Origin of the sequence: Pedobacter gandavensis (genome assembly GCF_032677645.1) — a bacterium.
Classification (GTDB): Bacteria; Bacteroidota; Bacteroidia; order Sphingobacteriales; family Sphingobacteriaceae; genus Pedobacter; species Pedobacter gandavensis_A.
This window is the reverse complement of sequence record NZ_JAVTSB010000007.1, coordinates 23,816-41,955: the sequence shown is the minus strand read 5'-3', so window position 1 is coordinate 41,955 and position 18,140 is coordinate 23,816. Positions and strand designations below refer to the sequence as shown.

At 43.2% G+C, this 18,140-nt stretch carries 16 protein-coding genes; 1 reads left to right on the top strand and 15 read right to left on the bottom strand.

What is annotated here, in order from left to right; all coding sequences use genetic code 11:
- Nucleotides 1-309 precede the first annotated feature (309 nt).
- From R2Q66_RS12590 to R2Q66_RS12580, 3 genes are all read right to left on the bottom strand, one after another.
- Nucleotides 310-837 (bottom strand): outer membrane beta-barrel protein, encoded by a 528-nt coding sequence (locus R2Q66_RS12590; RefSeq protein ID WP_316749454.1) that lies wholly within the window; start codon nt 835-837, stop codon nt 310-312.
- Nucleotides 838-927: 90 nt separating this feature from the next.
- Entirely contained in the window at nt 928-1,635 is a 708-nt protein-coding gene (locus R2Q66_RS12585) for an ATP-binding cassette domain-containing protein (protein WP_316749452.1), read from the bottom strand.
- A 1-nt stretch (nt 1,636) separates the two neighbouring features.
- A complete protein-coding gene (locus R2Q66_RS12580; RefSeq protein WP_316749451.1) occupies nt 1,637-2,557 on the bottom strand; it encodes a glycerophosphodiester phosphodiesterase family protein in 921 nt (306 codons plus the stop codon).
- Nucleotides 2,558-2,617: 60 nt separating this feature from the next.
- Between R2Q66_RS12580 and R2Q66_RS12575 the strand changes: the two genes are divergently transcribed.
- A complete protein-coding gene (locus tag R2Q66_RS12575; protein ID WP_316749448.1) occupies nt 2,618-4,099 on the top strand; it encodes a glycine--tRNA ligase in 1,482 nt (493 codons plus the stop codon).
- A 78-nt stretch (nt 4,100-4,177) separates the two neighbouring features.
- On the opposite strand, the gene R2Q66_RS12570 is transcribed toward R2Q66_RS12575, so the two are convergent.
- The 12 genes from R2Q66_RS12570 to R2Q66_RS12515 form a co-directional block, all read right to left on the bottom strand.
- Nucleotides 4,178-5,341, bottom strand: a complete 1,164-nt coding sequence (locus tag R2Q66_RS12570; protein ID WP_316749446.1) for an ABC transporter permease — start codon at nt 5,339-5,341, stop codon at nt 4,178-4,180.
- Nucleotides 5,310-6,494, bottom strand: a complete 1,185-nt coding sequence (locus tag R2Q66_RS12565; protein WP_316749444.1) for an ABC transporter permease — start codon at nt 6,492-6,494, stop codon at nt 5,310-5,312. The genes R2Q66_RS12570 and R2Q66_RS12565 overlap by 32 nt, the downstream gene beginning before the upstream one ends.
- Nucleotides 6,494-7,483, bottom strand: a complete 990-nt coding sequence (locus R2Q66_RS12560; protein WP_316749442.1) for an HlyD family secretion protein — start codon at nt 7,481-7,483, stop codon at nt 6,494-6,496. Before R2Q66_RS12560 ends, R2Q66_RS12565 begins: the two co-directional genes overlap by 1 nt.
- A gap of 59 nt (nt 7,484-7,542) precedes the next feature.
- A complete protein-coding gene (locus R2Q66_RS12555; protein ID WP_316749440.1) occupies nt 7,543-9,000 on the bottom strand; it encodes a TolC family protein in 1,458 nt (485 codons plus the stop codon).
- A 1-nt stretch (nt 9,001) separates the two neighbouring features.
- The gene (locus R2Q66_RS12550) at nt 9,002-9,748 is read right to left on the bottom strand and encodes a succinate dehydrogenase/fumarate reductase iron-sulfur subunit (RefSeq protein ID WP_316749438.1); all 747 of its coding nucleotides are present in this window, start codon (nt 9,746-9,748) and stop codon (nt 9,002-9,004) included.
- Between the two features lie 10 nt (nt 9,749-9,758).
- Complete coding sequence (locus R2Q66_RS12545; RefSeq protein WP_316749436.1) at nt 9,759-11,675, bottom strand: fumarate reductase/succinate dehydrogenase flavoprotein subunit; 1,917 nt, start codon at nt 11,673-11,675, stop codon at nt 9,759-9,761.
- Nucleotides 11,666-12,349: a succinate dehydrogenase cytochrome b subunit gene (locus R2Q66_RS12540; protein WP_316749433.1), complete on the bottom strand. Its 684-nt coding sequence runs from the start codon at nt 12,347-12,349 to the stop codon at nt 11,666-11,668. Before R2Q66_RS12540 ends, R2Q66_RS12545 begins: the two co-directional genes overlap by 10 nt.
- A gap of 9 nt (nt 12,350-12,358) precedes the next feature.
- The gene (locus tag R2Q66_RS12535) at nt 12,359-13,789 is read right to left on the bottom strand and encodes an anion permease (RefSeq protein ID WP_316749431.1); all 1,431 of its coding nucleotides are present in this window, start codon (nt 13,787-13,789) and stop codon (nt 12,359-12,361) included.
- A 58-nt stretch (nt 13,790-13,847) separates the two neighbouring features.
- Nucleotides 13,848-14,963 carry a porin gene (locus tag R2Q66_RS12530; protein ID WP_316749428.1) on the bottom strand — a complete coding sequence of 372 codons (1,116 nt, stop codon included), beginning with the start codon at nt 14,961-14,963 and terminating at the stop codon, nt 13,848-13,850.
- A gap of 4 nt (nt 14,964-14,967) precedes the next feature.
- Nucleotides 14,968-15,363 (bottom strand): helix-turn-helix domain-containing protein, encoded by a 396-nt coding sequence (locus R2Q66_RS12525; RefSeq protein ID WP_316749426.1) that lies wholly within the window; start codon nt 15,361-15,363, stop codon nt 14,968-14,970.
- 539 nt (nt 15,364-15,902) lie between these two features.
- A complete protein-coding gene (locus R2Q66_RS12520; protein ID WP_316749424.1) occupies nt 15,903-17,171 on the bottom strand; it encodes a DcaP family trimeric outer membrane transporter in 1,269 nt (422 codons plus the stop codon).
- 55 nt (nt 17,172-17,226) lie between these two features.
- The gene (locus tag R2Q66_RS12515; protein WP_316749422.1) at nt 17,227-18,132 is read right to left on the bottom strand and encodes a cation diffusion facilitator family transporter; all 906 of its coding nucleotides are present in this window, start codon (nt 18,130-18,132) and stop codon (nt 17,227-17,229) included.
- Nucleotides 18,133-18,140: the final 8 nt, after the last annotated feature.

The following is an 18,140-nucleotide window of genomic DNA, read 5'->3' as shown; positions in this document are numbered from 1 at the left end:
ATTTCTACACTTGAAAAAAAAGTTTAAAAAAAGTCCGACTACCTATAAAATATACGCTGAAAAGAAGTAAAAAATAGCAAAAACAAGCTTTTTTAGAACCAGGAAATTCGGCTAAAAATTCAAATTCTTCCTAAAACCGATCAAGTCGGACATAATCCGGTTAGAATTTATTAAAAATAGGTCTGAAGATTACGCTCAAAAAGGGGGAAACGGCAGGGGTAATAACCGCTTAAAACACAAAAAGCCCTCCTGTTTCCAGGAAGGCTTTTACCAGTGTTTATCTGACACCGGATAAGTTTAGTAGAATGCTTACAAACCGAAGTTAAATGCAGCTCTTACGCCAATGAAAGAAGGAGTAACGAATCCATCACCTTTAGACCATCCTTCATATCTTACACCTAAATCAATGGAAGATTTATCAGCTACTGGAAATTCAACACCAGCTCCTGGTGAATAGGCGAATTTTGTTCCACCGCCATCCTCAGTTGAGAATGCAGCACCTATTTCACCATTCAAATAAAAGTTTTCAGCTACAAAATACCTGGCACCAACTTTAACCGGAATAACTCCTGAGGTACCACCACCGAAAATATCTTTAGCTTTGAAACTTAAGTAACCTGCATTAGCCGTTAAGTTTAAATTTGGAGCAACAGGATGTTGGTACAATAATGAACCTCCATATCCCATATTATAAATATCTCCGAAGTTTCCCATCGGAAATGCAAATTCAGCACCTATACCTAATTTAGGTCCATTCATAGCAGGATCTTTTTGAGCCTTAACATTCGAGAATGCAAAAATACCTGCGATCGCTGTTAGTAAAAATACTTTTTTCATGTGTTTAAGTTTAATTCGTATTAATGATATAAATCAATACATAAATGCAAAAACTTGGCCAATGGCTATAAACACAGGAAAAGATTAATATTAGGAAGTTAATTTCCTGAAAATATCCTCTAAAGAAGTCAGTTGGTGTTCATTTTTGAGCTCAGTGATGGAAGCATTTGCTACAATACGCCCTTTATCAATGATAATTACGGCATCGCAGAGCGCTTCCACTTCCTGCATAATGTGCGTAGAAATGATCACTGTCTTGTTTTTCCCCAGCTGTTTGATCAGTTCTCTGATCTCTACCAACTGATTGGGATCCAGTCCGGAAGTTGGTTCATCTAAAATCAAGACCTGCGGATCATGAATGATCGCCTGGGCCAGACCTACCCTTTGCTTGTAACCTTTAGACAGCATCGCTATTTTCTTATGCTGTTCTGAAGCAAGGCCTACCTTTTCAATAGTTTCCTTTACTTTTTCTTTAGCCTCTTTCAGCTGATAAGTATTGGCAACAAACAGTAAAAACTCCTGCACATACATATCGGTATACAAAGGTGTATTTTCGGGAAGATAGCCCATGATCTTTCTAACTTCAACAGCCTGTGTCTGCACATCGAAGCCGCAAAGGCTGGCCGTTCCTGAGCTTGGCTTCAGGTAACTCGTCAACATTCTCATGGTGGTCGACTTCCCGGCCCCATTGGGACCGAGAAAACCTAATATCTTACCGGGTTTAGCTTCAAAGCTAATTCCATCTACCGCCTTTTGCTGGTCGAAATGTTTGCTGAGTGAATTTACCTGGATGCTCAATTTATTTTACCTTTTTAACGTGTGAAGAACGAATCTTTTTATCTTTTCTATACTGATCAAAATCTTTTCCGGCCAATGCTAAATTATCAGTAGAAATCATATCGGCACCTGCCTCCAGGTACTGATAGTAATATTTACCATTTGGTCTGGCCAGAGAACGTTTGTCTAAGTTGCCCATAGTTCCCATGATACAAGTGATCCCGTTGTCATGTAAGTTCTGAAAAACTTTTTGCTCCGGAAGGGATGTACCTACAAAAGCCACAATTCTGTTGTTTGGTACGCCTTTACCATTTAACCTGTCCAGATCTCCCGCATATTTAACAGAAGCAGAAATCATCAGGTCAGGTGCTAGACGGTGTACTTCTACCGCCTGGTTGTCGTTGTAAGTGATCACAATAGAATTGCTCTCTGATTTCGTCTTACGTACTTCATTGATGATTTTGGCAAAAGGAACGCCTTTTTTCACATCAATGGTAAACAATACTTTTCCTTTTCCCCAAGTGAGTACTTCGTTTAAAGTCGGGATTTTATAACTGGTTAAAGTACCGTAATCATCCTTCAGGCGTAGCTTTTGCAATTCTGCATAAGTATAGTCTCCGATCATTCCGCTGCCATTACTGGTTCTATCCAGACGGTCATCGTGCATAATCACCAAAACCGAATCTTTACTCAGCGCAACATCAAACTCGATCACCACCGGTTGATATTTAGTCGCATTCTCGAAAGTAGGGATGCAGTTTTCAGGAAAACCTTTCATTGGCGCTCCACGATGTGCAGAAATCAGCGGATAACCCGGCGTTTTTCTATTTAAAAATGACCTTAATTCTTCGCCACTGCTAAAAGAAATATAGTTTTTTGTTTGTCCTGTGCAGGATACGGCAAGCATCAGGAAGCTTACCAGAAGCAGATTAAATTGTTTCATGGCCAAAAGTAGGAATTTAGGCCCTATATATATTTGTTAATCTTCTATATTTGCATCATTATGGCAAAGAACACTAACGACGAACAATTTAAAAATGTAATATCACATGCCAAGGAATACGGTTTCGTATTTCAAAGTAGCGAGATTTATGACGGACTAAGTGCTGTATATGACTACGGACAATTAGGCTCGGAATTAAAGAATAACATTAAAACTTATTGGTGGAAATCCATGGTTCAGATGCATGAGAACATTGTAGGAATCGATTCTGCAATCTTTATGCACCCGAAAGTATGGAAAGCCAGCGGACACGTAGACGGCTTTAGCGATCCTATGATCGACAATAAAGACTCGAAAAAACGCTACCGTGCTGATCAGTTGTTAGAGGATAAAATTGCCCGTTACGAGAAAGACGGTAAAACTGATAAAGCTGCACAATTGCAGGCTGATATGGATGATGCCTTAACGGCAGATGATCTTCCACGCTTAAAAGCACTGATCGAAGAACATGAAATTGCTTGTCCGGTGAGTGGTACGAAAAACTGGACTGATGTACGTCAGTTTAACCTGATGTTCAGCACGCAGTTTGGTGCTATGGCAGAAGGTGCTGAAGAAGTATATTTACGTCCGGAAACAGCACAAGGTATCTTTGTAAACTTCTTAAATGTGCAGAAATCAGGAAGAATGAAAATTCCTTTCGGTATCGCACAAATCGGTAAAGCATTCAGAAATGAGGTAATTGCACGTCAGTTCATCATGAGAATGCGCGAATTCGAACAAATGGAGATGCAATTCTTCGTTCGTCCGGGTGAAGATGCAAAATGGTTCGCTTACTGGAAAGAAGCACGTCTGAAATGGCACCAGGCATTAGGTACGCCAGCAGAGAAATACCGTTTCCATGACCATGTGAAATTAGCTCATTACGCTAATGCCGCTACAGATATCGAATTTGAATTCCCATTCGGATTTAAAGAAGTAGAAGGTATTCACAGTCGTACAGATTTCGATTTAACACAACACCAGACTTTCTCTGGTAAGAAAATGCAATATTTCGATGCCGAACTAAACGAAGAAGGTAAGCCTTACGGAAATTATGTTCCTTACGTCATCGAAACTTCTATCGGCTTAGACCGTATGTTCCTGTTAACAATGATCAATGCTTTCGAAGAGCAGGATTTGAGTACAGAAGAAAAACAAGACAGCAGAACTTTACTTCGCTTACACCCTTGTTTAGCTCCGGTAAAAGTGGCGATCTTCCCATTAACGAAGAAAGACGGCTTACCAGAAAAAGCAAGAGAAATCATGAACAGCCTCAAACTTGATTTCAACTGTGTATATGAAGAAAAAGATGCGATTGGTAAACGTTACCGCAGACAAGATGCCATTGGTACGCCATTCTGCTTAACAGTAGATCACCAGACTTTAGAAGACAATACCGTAACTATCCGTCACCGCGATACGATGGAGCAGCAAAGAATTGACATCAAAGACCTGGAAGAATTGATCTCTAGCAGAGTAAGCTGGAAAAACCTTTTAAGATAATCAGGAATTCAACTGAATAAAAAAGCCCTGCAATCGTATGATTGCAGGGCTTTTCTTTTTATGGAGTACTCAGAAAAATCAGGCCAGCGTCCGTTTCCTCAGCGTATGTAAACGTGCATAACAGATCCCGCTGTAGAAAGCCCATAGCAGCATCAGGTGCAACAATAACTTCGGATTCTCCCAGATACTCGCCCCTGACTGTACTACTGACGTGTACAACTGGATAAAGGGCGTAGTAGGCAATAGCATCGACAACCACTGCACCGGCAATGGCAAGGATTCAAATGGCCAGGAGTATCCGGTGATCAGAAAGATCGGATAGGTTGAAAAGGCCATCATCTGTAAACAAAGCAGCTGTGATTTAAATAAAGAGCCGATAAACTGTCCCATTGGGATTAAGGTCAGCAGGAATAAAAACAGCAATATACTCAGCTGAAAACCACTGCCCCGCATGGGCAGATCGAGCAGACTATAATTCACATTGAGAAAGAAAAACGCGTAGGCGGAGAACAGGAACAGATAAAATAATCCTTTACCCCACATCGCTGTGGAGGCACCACCTCTTAACCAGCCTCCAATCGTGGAATGTTGCCTTTCTGCGGCCACACTTTCCGAAAGGCCGATCAGCAAGGTTTGTTGCAGAATCAGCGCTAACAATCCGGGTAACAGGAAAGCCCCGTAACTGGATCGTTCATTAAACAGCGGACGGTAATCGAGGCTGACGGGCATCACGTTCTGCATCGCAATTGCGGTGGTCATCCCCTCACTTTTCTCAAAAAACTGGAGCCGGACTCCTGCGCCTACCGTGAGGCAGATTTGTTGTACACTAGCCAGAATATCACTGGAAGGCAGAAATCTTGCCGCGTTTACTGCCAATACCACATTACTTTGTTTGAGGCTTAACAGATTTGTTTGTGTCCCTCTTGGAATGTACATGTACCCTTGGCAATTCCCTTCATACATCTGCTCCTTCGCATCTTCCAGATTGGAAAAATGGAGCAGTTCTACCATTGGGGAATTGTCGATATTCTGTTGTAATAAACGGGATAAACGCGTCTGATCATCATCTACAATGGCCAGTTTCACATTTTCTTCTTCTTTATTGATGTAAATACTACCGTAGAAAAAGGCGTATAGCAAAGGTGCAATCAGCAAGGTCAGGAGCAAACTATGGTCCTTTACCACTAGTGCAGCCTCTCTCAGTAAAAGATTAATTAAGGACGGGTTCGGCTGCTGCTTCATTTTTGCTGTTATTAAATTGACGTTGGAAAAGAATTAAGGCAGTGGGGAACATGACGGCCGGGAACAACAGTAGCTTATACAAATCGGCCTGTGCATAGTAGAAAGGCAGGTTCATATAGTATATCTTAAAGAAAGTATCCAGAAAGGGTGTATAAGGCATGATGGTCGCGTAATACTGATCATACCAAGGCATGGCCCATCTTGGAAAAGTAAAACCGCTGAACACAAATGCCGGCGAAGTATAAAACAAGGCCACATCGCCGGAAAGCATCACATCTTTAAACAAAGCGGAAATGAACATTCCGATCCCGATACAGGCGATAGACAATAAGGTATATAAGGCAAAAAACTTGCCCGTTGCTGCCGGCACACCGATATCAAAAAACGGAAAGAGGATAAAGGCAATGAGCACAAAATTGAACCAGCTGACCACCAGATGGGCAATCGTTTTACCGGCAATCACGCGAAAAGCAGAACCCTTTGCCAGTTCATACAACTCCCCCATTGTATTCGTTTTATATTCATAATTGAGCGCCAACATGCTACTGATGATCAGAATCATTTGCATCCCCACGGTAATTAGTCCGGGAACCAGGTATTCCTGGTAATTGTAAGTTGCGTTGTATAGCTGATAGGTGTCCAGTTTGATGGGGTTCGCTAAAGCCATTGCCCGATCGGGTTCCATCCCTGTCTTCACCAGTTTTTTCAGCACGATCCCGGTGCTTCCGGTAATGATCACCTGAGCTGCTGCTTTGTACACCATTTTTGCCGGCACTAAAGCCGCCGCATTGGTATATAAAGTCACGGTTGTAGGGTGACGGCTATAAATATCGTTCTGCATCCCTTTAGGGAAATGCGCGGCACCCATGATTTCACCTGTCTGAATAGCGCGCTTAACTTCTGCTTCGCTATACAGTCTTTTGCTAATCTTTAAGGCATCCCGTTGCTCCAGCAAAAAAATCAGCTGTCTGCTCACCGGACTTTGATCGTCATCCCAGATGGCAAAAGGAAGGTGTTTGGCTTCTTTTTCCTGGTAGATATACGCGTAAAAAGAAAATAACAGGGCAGGAACCACCAACATCACCAGGTAAAATACCTTTAGATGGAGAATCCTGTTCCATTCCCGGATGATGATCTGACAAGTCGAACGCATTATGGCAAAATTAAGGAAGCAGTCATACCAGCACGCAGGCCTTTAATTCCGGCAGGGTTTTCTGGTTTCAGCTCTATAGTAAATGTTCTCAGTTCAAACTGCCCTTTGTCTTTTGTAGGCACCCAATTGGCAAATTCTAAAGTAGGCGCAATAGACGTTACCTTGACTTCAAAAGTCTCCGGATCGCAACCCGGCACTTTTACCGAAGCTTTAGAGCCTACTTTTAACAGGTTAGATTCGTCCTGACGGATATTGAACCGCAGCAGTTTAGAGTTTTTCTTTTCAATCGTCATCATTGGATAACCAATAGAAACAATTTCCCCCTGGTGCGTCACCAAACTAGTGATCACGCCATCTGCGGGCGCATGAACCCTGGTATTATCGCCTAATGATTTTGTCAGCTCATAAGCCTGTTCTGCTTGTTTTACGATCGCATTGGCAGTTTTCATGATTTCCGGACGGGTACCATCTTTTAACATCTTCAGGTTCAGCTTTGCCATTTCCATTTCTTTTTTCGCTGCCTCATAGCGGAAGTAGAAAATATCTCTTTCCTGACCGGAGATCACATCTGCGTTATACAGGCGCTGCATCCTGTCGTTGGTAGCGCTAAATAGTTTGTACTGATCTTCGCTGATCTGGTATAACTTAGAAGTAGCGTCGATCAGTTCTGGTCTTGCCCCTTTCAATAACAATTCCTGCTGTCCTTTTGCGGCATCAATTGCGGCAAGGGCTTGTGCTTTTATGGCGTCAATCTCGTTAGAACGAAGAATTGCCACAATTTGCCCCTCTTTTACCGTATCACCGAGTTCTACCAGCAAAGAATCTAAACGGCCTGGAAATTCTGCCGCCACATCTACGCTGGTCGCATCTACCATCCCTATGAAATTATTGGCTTGTTTTTTATTCCCTGCCAGGAAGAAGAACAAAGCAGCGATGACCACTATAATAGGGATCAGTAAGGCCCAGTAATTTTTTATAATATCTTTCATGTATAAGTGTTTTATATCTTGAGTTTTAAGTTTGTATCAGTGTATGTTATGCGGATAATTTATTTAAGGTATTGTGCCAGTTCTTTGGGCGTTCCAATACTATTAAAGTAAGCAGCAACGGCCAGATAATAGCCAAAAACGGCAGTATGGTAGCCTTTGTCGATTTCTGTTTCTACCAATAAGGCATCATTCACATCTTTAGGAGAAGAAAGCTGGTTTTTCATCCTTTCGCCAATGAGCTTGCTGGTGGTATGGGCTTCCTTGCGGGCGTTGTCTAAGGCATTCACATCATTTTGCAGCGACTTCATTTTGTTTCTGGCCACTGTTGACTGCACCTGTAAGGCCAATCCAGCGCTTTGCTCACCAAGTTTTGCCTCTTCTACCAATTTTCTGGCAGCTTGTGTGCGTTTACGCGTTTGTCCGTTGAATAAGCTCCATTGCATTTCTACGCCGATAAACCAATCCGGCATAGTTACCGGAAGGTCTTTCTGGTAAAGGTTATAATTACCAATGGCAAAAATATTAGGTAAAGAAAAGGACTTGCTGATCTTCTCTGCGGTTTTCGCATAGTTGATTTTACTTCCCGCGAGTCTGTAAATCGGGTTGCTTACCCAGTAATCTTCTTTTGGTGCTGCTGGTACTATATGTTGGTATTTTAGCGTATCCGCGATCACAATATTGGAATCTAATGGAACGCCCAGCAGTTTATTCAGTTCTACTTTCGCATTCTCCTGCTCTAGTTTAATGTTGTTGAACTGGCTTTCTGCCTGAATCAAGACAACATTTGTCCAGCTTTTCTGGTATGGGGCAAGGATTTCGTTCTTCACCAGTTCCTGTGCATAGTTCTTGTTTTTAGTCAGTGCCGTTACCATGGTTTGCTGTTCGCGCAGCAAGGTATTCAGGAATAAAATCCGCAGGTACTGTAAAGAAATGAGGAATTCTACTTCCTTCCCCACCAGGTCTACATTAATATCTGCCGACTTTACCAATGATTCTGCTAGGTTTCCCGCAGCATCCAGTTTATAGCCCAAAAATATCGGTTGTCTAAAACCTACTCCAGCTACAAAATAAGACTGTCTGCTCAGGCTAGGGTTGTAATCCGGGTAAATGGCACCGATCACATTTTTAGAAGTATTGTAAATGCGGTCTTGCACCGATTGTGACAGCGGGTTTCCGGTGATTTCTTTGTATATCTCATTGGCTGTATTGACACTTTGCTGCGAAGAACCGTTCACCACACCATCCCTGGTCTGCTGTAAGTTTATCGTCAAAGGGCTGCTCAGATAGGTATAGCTGGATAGTAAATCCACCTTCGGCAGGTAACTTTTCTTCTCTGCTTTGAGATTTGCTTCTCCGGAAGCCAGGGAAGATTTCGCCTGCCTCAGCATCAGGTTGTTTTGCTGTGCGAGGTTAAAACAATCTTCCAAACTGGTATTCTGTGCGTTTGCCCCGATACCCCAAACCATGAGGCCACAAAGGAGGACGTAACTTTTATAGGTATGTATCTCTTTAAACATATTACTTTTTTAAAACTTTACTGAGGGTATATTCCCAATTCATTCTGGCGATATTGAGGACGGAAATACTTTGCGGACATTCCACTTCACAGGCTTCGGTATTTGTACAATGGCCAAAATCCTCGAGATCCATCTGTGCCACCATGGATAAGACCCGTTTTTGGGATTCTAACTTTCCCTGGGGCAGTTTCACCAGGTGTGCGATCTTAGCAGAAGTGAATAAGGCAGCACTGGAATTTTTGCAGGTGGCTACGCAGGCACCGCAACCAATACATGCGGCACTATCGAAAGCCGATTCTGCTTGTTCATGCGTGATGGGGATGCCATTGGCTTCGGGCGCTTGTCCGGTGTTTACCGATACAAAACCTCCGGCCTGGATGATGCGGTCGAAAGCAGAACGGTCTACCCTTAAATCTCTTTTAACCGGAAATGCAGCTCCTCTAAAAGGTTCTATATAAATGGTATCTCCATCTTTAAACTCCCTCATGTGCAACTGACAAGTGGTTAAATGCTTAATCGGGCCATGTGCACGACCGTTAATCATCATCCCGCATTGTCCGCAAATCCCTTCCCTGCAATCATGGTCGAACTCCACCGGGCGGTCGCCACTTAGAATCAGTTGTTCGTTTAGCGTGTCCATCATTTCCAGAAAGGACATGTGTGGAATCACATTATCCAATTCATAATCGACTAATTTCCCCGGAGTACCGGCATCACTTTGTCGCCATATTTTTAAATAGATCTTCATAACCGCTGTATTATTTGTAACTCCTTACCGTTAATTCTACATTCTCAAAATGCAGGGGTTCGGGAATCAGTTTTTCTTCCTGATCGGGTCCCTGATATTCCCAGGCGGATACAAAACAATATTTCTCGTCGTTTCGTAAAGCCTCTCCTTCCGGAGTCTGATACTCTTCCCTGAAATGGGCACCACATGATTCATCTCTGGTTAAAGCATCCTGACACATCAGTTCTGCAATCTCCAGATAGTCGCTGATGCGGCCTGCTTTTTCCAGTTCCCCGTTCATTTCTTCTTCGGTTCCTGGTACTTTTAAATTTTGGTAGAAGTCTGCACGCAGGATTTTGATTTCCTGAATTGCTTTTGTTAACCCATCCTTACTTCTTGATAAACCACAATAGTCGTAAAGAAGTTTTCCTAATATTTTATGGTAGTGATCAGCGGTTTTAGTCCCGTTAATAGCAAGTAGTTTACCCAGGTGTGCCCTTACTCCGACTTCGGCATCCACAAACTCCTGTTCTTCCGTGGTTAGTCTGGCAGATTTGATTTCTCCGGCCAGGTAATCAGATACCACATAGGGTGCGATAAAATAACCATCCACACAGGCTTGCAACAAGGAATTGGCACCCAATCTATTGGCGCCATGATCAGCAAAATTGGCTTCTCCCAGAGCAAATAAGCCAGGAATGGTGGTCATCAGTGTATAATCTACCCATAAACCGCCCATAGAAAAGTGTGCGGCAGGGGAAATCATCATGGGTTCTGCATACGCATCAATATCCGTGATTTTACGGTACATATCGAACAGGTTTCCGTACTTCTCTTTAATCTTATCTTTTCCCTGTTCTTTGATCGCTTTTGAAAAATCAAGGTAAACGGCATTGAGCTGTGGACCTACGCCAAAACCGGCATCAATACGCTCCTTTGCTGCGCGGGAAGAAATATCCCTTGGCGCAAGGTTTCCAAAAGCAGGATACCGACGTTCCAGATAGTAATCTCTTTCTGTTTCGGGAATATCATTGGGTTTTCTGTTTTCAGGATTTTGCAAAGGCACCCAGATCCGACCGTCATTCCTTAAAGATTCGGACATTAAGGTCAGCTTGCTCTGGTAACTTCCGGATTGCGGTAAAGAGGTTGGATGCACCTGTGTCCAGCTTGGACAAGCCATAAAGGCTCCTTTTTTATGGGCCCGCCAGATGGCAGAAGCATTGCAACCCATCGCCAGGGTAGACAAATAGTAAATCTTTCCGAAGCCTCCGGTGGCCAGAATCACGGTATGTGCGCTATGTTTTTCGATCTCACCGGTATCGAGATTTCTCACGATAACCCCTCTCGCCTTGCCGTCTACGATGACCAGATCCAACATTTCATGCCTGGTATATAAGGTGACCGTTTTGGCGGCTACCTGTCTCATGAGTACCTGATAGGCACCCAGTAATAGTTGTTGTCCGGTTTGTCCTCTGGCATAAAAAGTACGGCTGACCTGTACGCCACCAAAAGAACGGTTGTTCAAGTATCCGCCATATTCGCGGCCAAAAGGTACACCCTGGGCAACGGCCTGATCGATCAGCTGTGCCGAACATTCTGCCAGGCGGTACACATTGGCTTCTCTGGAGCGAAAATCGCCTCCTTTAATGGTATCATAGAACATGCGATACACGCTATCGCCATCATTTTTATAGTTTTTCATGGCATTGACGCCACCTTGTGCGGCAACAGAATGCGCTCTTCTTGCGGAATCCTGGAAGCAGAATGATTTCACATTGTAGCCCATTTCTCCTAAAGATGCGGCGGCAGCACTTCCGGAAAGTCCGGTACCAACCACAATCACATCCATTTTCTTTCTATTGGCGGGGTTCACCAGACGGGCATGGTCTTTATAAAAGCTCCACTTGTCTTTTAAGGGGCCCGGCGGGATTTTTGCGTTTAATTCCATACCACATGCTGGGTTAAATAAATATAAACAGGGATAATTGCGAAGCCGAACGTAATCGCGTAGCTGTAAACCTTTCCAAAATTCCTTACCCAAATAACATATTTAGGATGATAAAGGCCCAGGGAACGGGCGGCAGAGAAAAAGCCGTGCAGCAGGTGATAGCCCAGTGCAAACATAGAGAGCACGTAGAACAACACATACCACCAGTCCTGGTAAGCAGCGATGACAATCGTGTATAAATCTTTATGGCCATCCGCATCCATTGGCAGGGTTCCAAACTTGTATTGGTACCAAAAATCTTTGAAGTGGAACACCAGAAAGATCAGAATCAGCGTTCCCAGAATCCCCATATTTCGGGAATACCATTTACTGGTGGCCGCTCTTCCGTCTACGGCATATTTACCGGCAGTTTTTTGATTCTTCAGGCTGATCACCAGGGCATCAATACCATGTATGATGATACAGGCATACAATACATATGAAATGATTTTAATGAAAATATTGCCGGAAAGCAGTTGCGAATAACCGTTAAAGCTTCCTTTTGCCTGTTCGGGAGGGAGTAACAATTGCAGGTTCCCCAGCAAATGAATCACCAGAAAGAAACAGAGGAATAAGCCCGTTAAAGCCATCAATGTTTTACGCATCAGCGTAGAGGTATTTGTTTTTCTATCCATAGCTTTAAATTAAAATACACCGATTACTTTCCACCAAACCCCACCGATTCCCATCCAGATGATCAGGAAAATGATGCTGAGGATAAATCCTCTGGACCACCAATCTTTGACATCTACATAAGTACTTCCAAAAAATACGGGGGCGGGCCCATGTCCATAATGGGTTAAGGTGCCGAAAATACCACCACAGAAACCCAGTGCCAAAGCGAGCAACATTGGCGGAATACCGATAATCACCCCTACGCCTAATAATGCCGCATACATGGACGCGACATGTGCGGTTGCACTGGCAAAAAGGTAATGACTGTAAAAATAGACCAGTATGATAATGGGAAAGGCCAGTGTCCAGCTTAAGCCACCAATCTGGTCTTTCACCAGGTTACTCAGCCATGGAATTAATCCGAGGGTATTTAGCGCGCTGCCCATCATCACCAATGCGGAGAACCAGACAATCGTGTCCCAGGCTCCTTTTTCACTTTTCACATCTTCCCAGGTGAGTACTCTGGAAAGCAATAGAAATACCAGTCCGATAAAGGCGGTGGTTGTGGCATCGATCTTGAAAAAGTCGCCGCTTACCCACAAGACCAGGAGCAGCACAAAAGCGGTTAACATCAGCCATTCATTGGTAGAAACAGCACCCATTTCTTTCAGCTTATCTGTGGCCATTTTGGTGGCGCCATGTGTGGCTTTTATCTCCGGCGGATAAATTTTATAGAGTACATAGGGGATCACCAGCAGGGAAATGATGCCGGGAACAATCGCTGCCCACATCCATGACATCCAGGTAATATGAATGCCCAGATCCGCAGCAAACTTCTGACACATCGGATTACTGGCGGTGCCGGTAAGAAACATGGAAGAAGTGATCAGGTTGACATTATAACTGCTCAGACTCAGGTAAGCGCCCAGTTTTCGGTGTGTTTCTTCTTTATCAGGAAAAGAGCCGAAGTTGATGGCCATTGCTTTCATGATCGGGTAAATAATACCCCCACCACGGGCGGTATTGCTGGGAATTGCTGGTGCGAGTACTAAATCTGCCAGCCCTAGTCCGTAGCCCAATCCCAGGGAACTGCGCCCAAATACGCGGATAAAAAGGTAAGCGATTCTACTGCCCAGTCCGGTTTTGATAAAGCCACGTGCGATAAAAAAGGAGATACCGATTAACCAGATTACCTTATCACCGAAGCTACTTAAAGCCAGAGATATTGCCTTTCCGGGATCACCAGGGGCGAGCACACCGGATACGGCTACCGAAGCAATCGCGATCATGGACATGGTACCCATGGAAGCGGCTTTGAGAATAATCCCCAGAATGGTGGCGAGGAAAATGGCCAGGAGGTGCCATGCTTCCGCCTTAACCCCTTCGGGCTCGGGGATAAACCAGATAATTGCCCCGAATACCAGGGTAATCAGCAGCGTTTTGTAGTTTATTTCTTGCATAGTTTGGTTTATACTATTTTAAACAAGCCTGGTTCCTTGGAGACAGGCTAACATCTGATTAAAAACGGGCTTGCACCTGACAGATCACCCGATTGGTATTGTATTGTGTGGTGTTGGGTATATTTCTTTCGTAACGGTCCATTTGCAGTCCAACTTGTACACGGATGGCATAAGCTTCGGCAAAAGAAGCACTGAGCATAGGGATATAAGTTTCCCTGGAATTTCCTGCCAGTCTGAAATCTGCATCCAGATATTCGTAGCGAAAGGCAAATTCCAGGTCTTTTAAGCGTGTGTTTTTAAAACTGTAACTCACATTTGGGAGCACATAAATCCCCCGCATGGCATATTTACTAATGGGCACTGTTGGTGTTTCCTGTCCAAAGAACTCCTGACTGTTGATCCCTTGTTTGTATTCAGAAACAAAGCTCATCCCCCATCTGTCGTTCAGCTTTTTGGTATAGTCTACATCTACGCCATAAGCCCAGATCTTTTGTCCAAGGTTCTTTCCGATACCACCACTGGCACCCAGATGGGTGTTTTTGCTTAGACCTAACACGACTCTGGCAGGAAATATCTTGCCATCGTCATTGTCGCTGACCTGATTCCGGTTATTTCCGTTAAAAACGCCGATTGAATATTGAATAGGAATGGCGATATCTTTAATTTCACCGGAGAAACTTGCACCAATCTGGAAACTCTGCCAGCTATTGGCACCGAACAAATAATATTGATTAGAAAAGTCTATTGATTTGACAAAATCAACCGGATAATTATCTTCCTGACCAAATTGTGGGCGGAACTGTCCGAATTGAAAGTTCACATAATCATTGACACTATATTTGATAAAAGCGTTTTCGAGCACCTTATTCTGCGGGTTTCCGGTAAAGTCGCCAAAGTTGACCAGGATCACCGCATTGATGCGGTCGTTGATGGCTGCATTCAGTTGTACCCTGGCTCGTTTTACAGAAAAAGAGTTGTGCGCAAAATGCTCCTCCCCGGAATGGTGTAGTCCTTTGATGTCTACATTATCGTCCAGCGAGTAATTGAACTGACTTTGCAACATTCCGGATAAAGTAAGCTTGGTTTTCGAGGACACAGGGATTTCGACCCCCTGCGCCTTCAATAAAACCGGTGTACATAGTATAGATAAAAACGTTAGAATCTTGAACTTCATTCAATTAGACCTTATGATGAGCATCACCTAAATAATAAGAAGGCGCCTTACCGGTGTTTTTAATAAAGGCCCTGAAAAAAGTAGTTCTGGAGGTAAATCCGGCTTGCCAGGCCATGCCTTCCAAAGACAATTGTTTCCATTCTTCCTGGTGGATTTGTGACTTTACATATTCCACTCTCTGAAAGTTAATAAAATTCTGGAAATTAAGCTGATACTCCTTGTTAATCAAGCAGGAAAGGTGGTGCGCAGGGATGCCGGTATCTTCTGCAAGGTCTTTTATAGAATAGCCTTTGGTGAGGAAGGGTTGTTGATCGGCTAATGTTTTTTCTAAGGTTTGCAGATAGGCATTACGCTTATCTCTACCATAAAGCAGGTGCCCCTGACAAGGGTCTTTTTTCATCGGTTGCCCGTGTTGTTCCTCTGGTTGAGGCTCAGGGGAAAGTCTCCTTTTGAGGGTATTAATAAATCGAAAAATGGGGTGTTTTACGACTTCTGGAACGAAAAAAAGTAGATAAGCTGCGCTTACAAACGCGTTATCATCGATTTGCGGGGAAAAATTTACCATGTAATGAGCATTTAGAATTTCAAGGATAGATAGGATGTTTTTTGGACAACAGGAGAATTACCCCGGACGGAGATACCTGTTAGCATGAGGAGTATGTTTTTCCATAGGTAATGGATTTTGTAAGTTTTTCCGCTAAACGATTAATAATTTCACAACCTGAATCTCTACAAAAGAAGCCAAAAGTTCCGTTTTTAGAGATACAGGTTTATTATAGTACATTATTGATGGGAAAAGGTTTTATTTATTTTAAAATAAATAATTACCTAAATAGAGGATTATTATCAGAATAATTCTATGTAAAGTCCGTCCTCTTTTATCAAGATAAAAGCGAAGGAACAATTAATTTCTTAACAAATAACTCAGGTACTGAATAACTAAAATCTAAACTGCATCGTCAGTTGAATGCGGCTATTATTGGCAGAATCGCCGTTTACGTTCTTTCTGGTGCCATATAAATATTCAACGCCACCTTTTATAAAGCTGTTTGGGTAATAAATCACATTTAAAATACCGTAGCTAGAAGACCTAAAACTCTGACCTGCAAATACTTCTTTATTTTCAAGGTTCAAATAACCCCATCCGGCAGTAGAGCTAAATTTATCGGCCCACCAATGATCATAAGAAGCAGATATGCCCCAAACGGCCAATACATCCAGGTTTTTAGTAACCGGATTATAGACGCCATCATAATTATCCGGACCAATGTCGTTAATGTATTTACTGATTCCCTTACCATAAGTGGCTTGAAACACGAAATTATCCTTATTTCCCGGCTGTTGTAATACGCCACTCGCACTTAAGCCATAGCCAAGCTTACTTTCTCTTTTCTGCTGCGCATCTTCGTAGACAATCGGGTGTAAAACCGAGGCAAAACGCAGGTGACTTCCATTTTTACTATACTGAATACTACCGGTAATGTCAGGTATTTGCTTTAGGGCTTTAAACCCTGACTGATCTGGCAGGGTTAGAAAACTCGCCGGATCTTCCAGGGCAAATGCTATCTCTGTAGTTTTACTGACAGGCAACGTTAACCTAAACTGCACTTGCCTGCCGGAGGTCATGGCATTAGGGCCATTATAATCCAGTGTATTTGGATAGGCATCTACATCCATAAAGTTAGACCAGTACATTCCGACCAGCACCTTTCCGTATTCGGCATAGGCATTTCTGAGGTTCGGACTAAAAGAACTGTTGAAGAGATCAAACTCCAATACGGTTTTCAGCGCTTTCCCTTCTATCGGAATTTGTCCGCTAAGGTTAAAACGACTGGCGGCGACACTATAAGTGGTATTGCTTTTTTTAGCATTGGGAATATCGATTCCGGAAGATAAAAAGCCTAAAGGGCTGTTGTTATTGTGAAAATCGTGGATGGCATCTGTCTGGATAAAACCACCTATTTGCAGGGCCACGCTCTCATCGTCGGCTATAACCATTCCGGTATACCTTCCCGATTCCACCGCACTTCTGGTTTGAGTTCTGGGCGGTGAAGAGTTTTTCTTTAACCTGATATCGAGGTAATTTAAGCGGGCTTCCAGACTATCCAGGCGTTTACGGGTCAGGGAATCTTTTTGCGCAAAAGCCGTCATCGTCAGCATTTGAAGGAGGATTAATACAGGTGTCAGTTTAAGAAGAAGTCGCATCATATCAACAGTTTTGGTCGTTTATTATATAGTTAATTAAATCATCCAGCGTTATTCATCAGATCATCCAACGCCTTTGTGCAGTAAATGAAATGGTGAGCCATAGGTTGTTGTTTTTATCTTTAATGCCATCATATACCGCAGCTCGGATGATATCCAGCTCATCTACAGAGTGTAATGGATAACCTTCCGGTAAAAGGAAATCAATTTCTATCAGGTGGTGTTTACCGGTTTTAGCGATATGGCTTTTCACATCAAGGAAGTTTTTACTTTTTACAATCTCCTGAACCAATGCCTTGGTGGTTCTTTCCACTTCATCATCCGGGGCAAATAAAAGCAACTCTTTGAGGTTCCTGATTCCGGTTTTTATCGGCTCAAACAGAAAAATCAGCGAAGCCAGAATCACCAGTGTCGGATCTACATAAGGAACCACAGCATGAAAACCCAGCCAGTCGAGGACAAAGGCAATCACCATACCCACTAAAATTGCGACGCTTAGGAAAGCGCCTAACTGCCATTCCAGTGCCTCTATCCGCACAAATTCAGAAGCTGATTTCCGCGATTGTTTCCTGAAATACAACCAGATAACTAATGATCCAAGAGCCGAAAATATTAAGAACAGAATGGCAACATCGAGGTCTACAATCCTGCCGCCATGCATAAAATCGAGCGTTGCGGTAATCAGAGAATATAAGCAGAGGAAGATGATCACCAGGCATTGTATCAGAATAATGAAGGGTTCAAAATGCGCTCTTCCATAAGGAAGTACCTGATCTTCTGGTTTTCTGATAAAGCGGATGGCGAAGATGGAAGCGATAGACAGGATCATCCCAATCAGGCTAAAAAGGCCGTCAAATATAATAGCCTTGGCATCCGTCAGCAAGCCAAAAAAGATGCTAAAAAGTGCAAAAACACCTGTCAGATAAATAGATAGCTTAATCAGTCGGTTTTCAGTCAGCGCCATAATATATT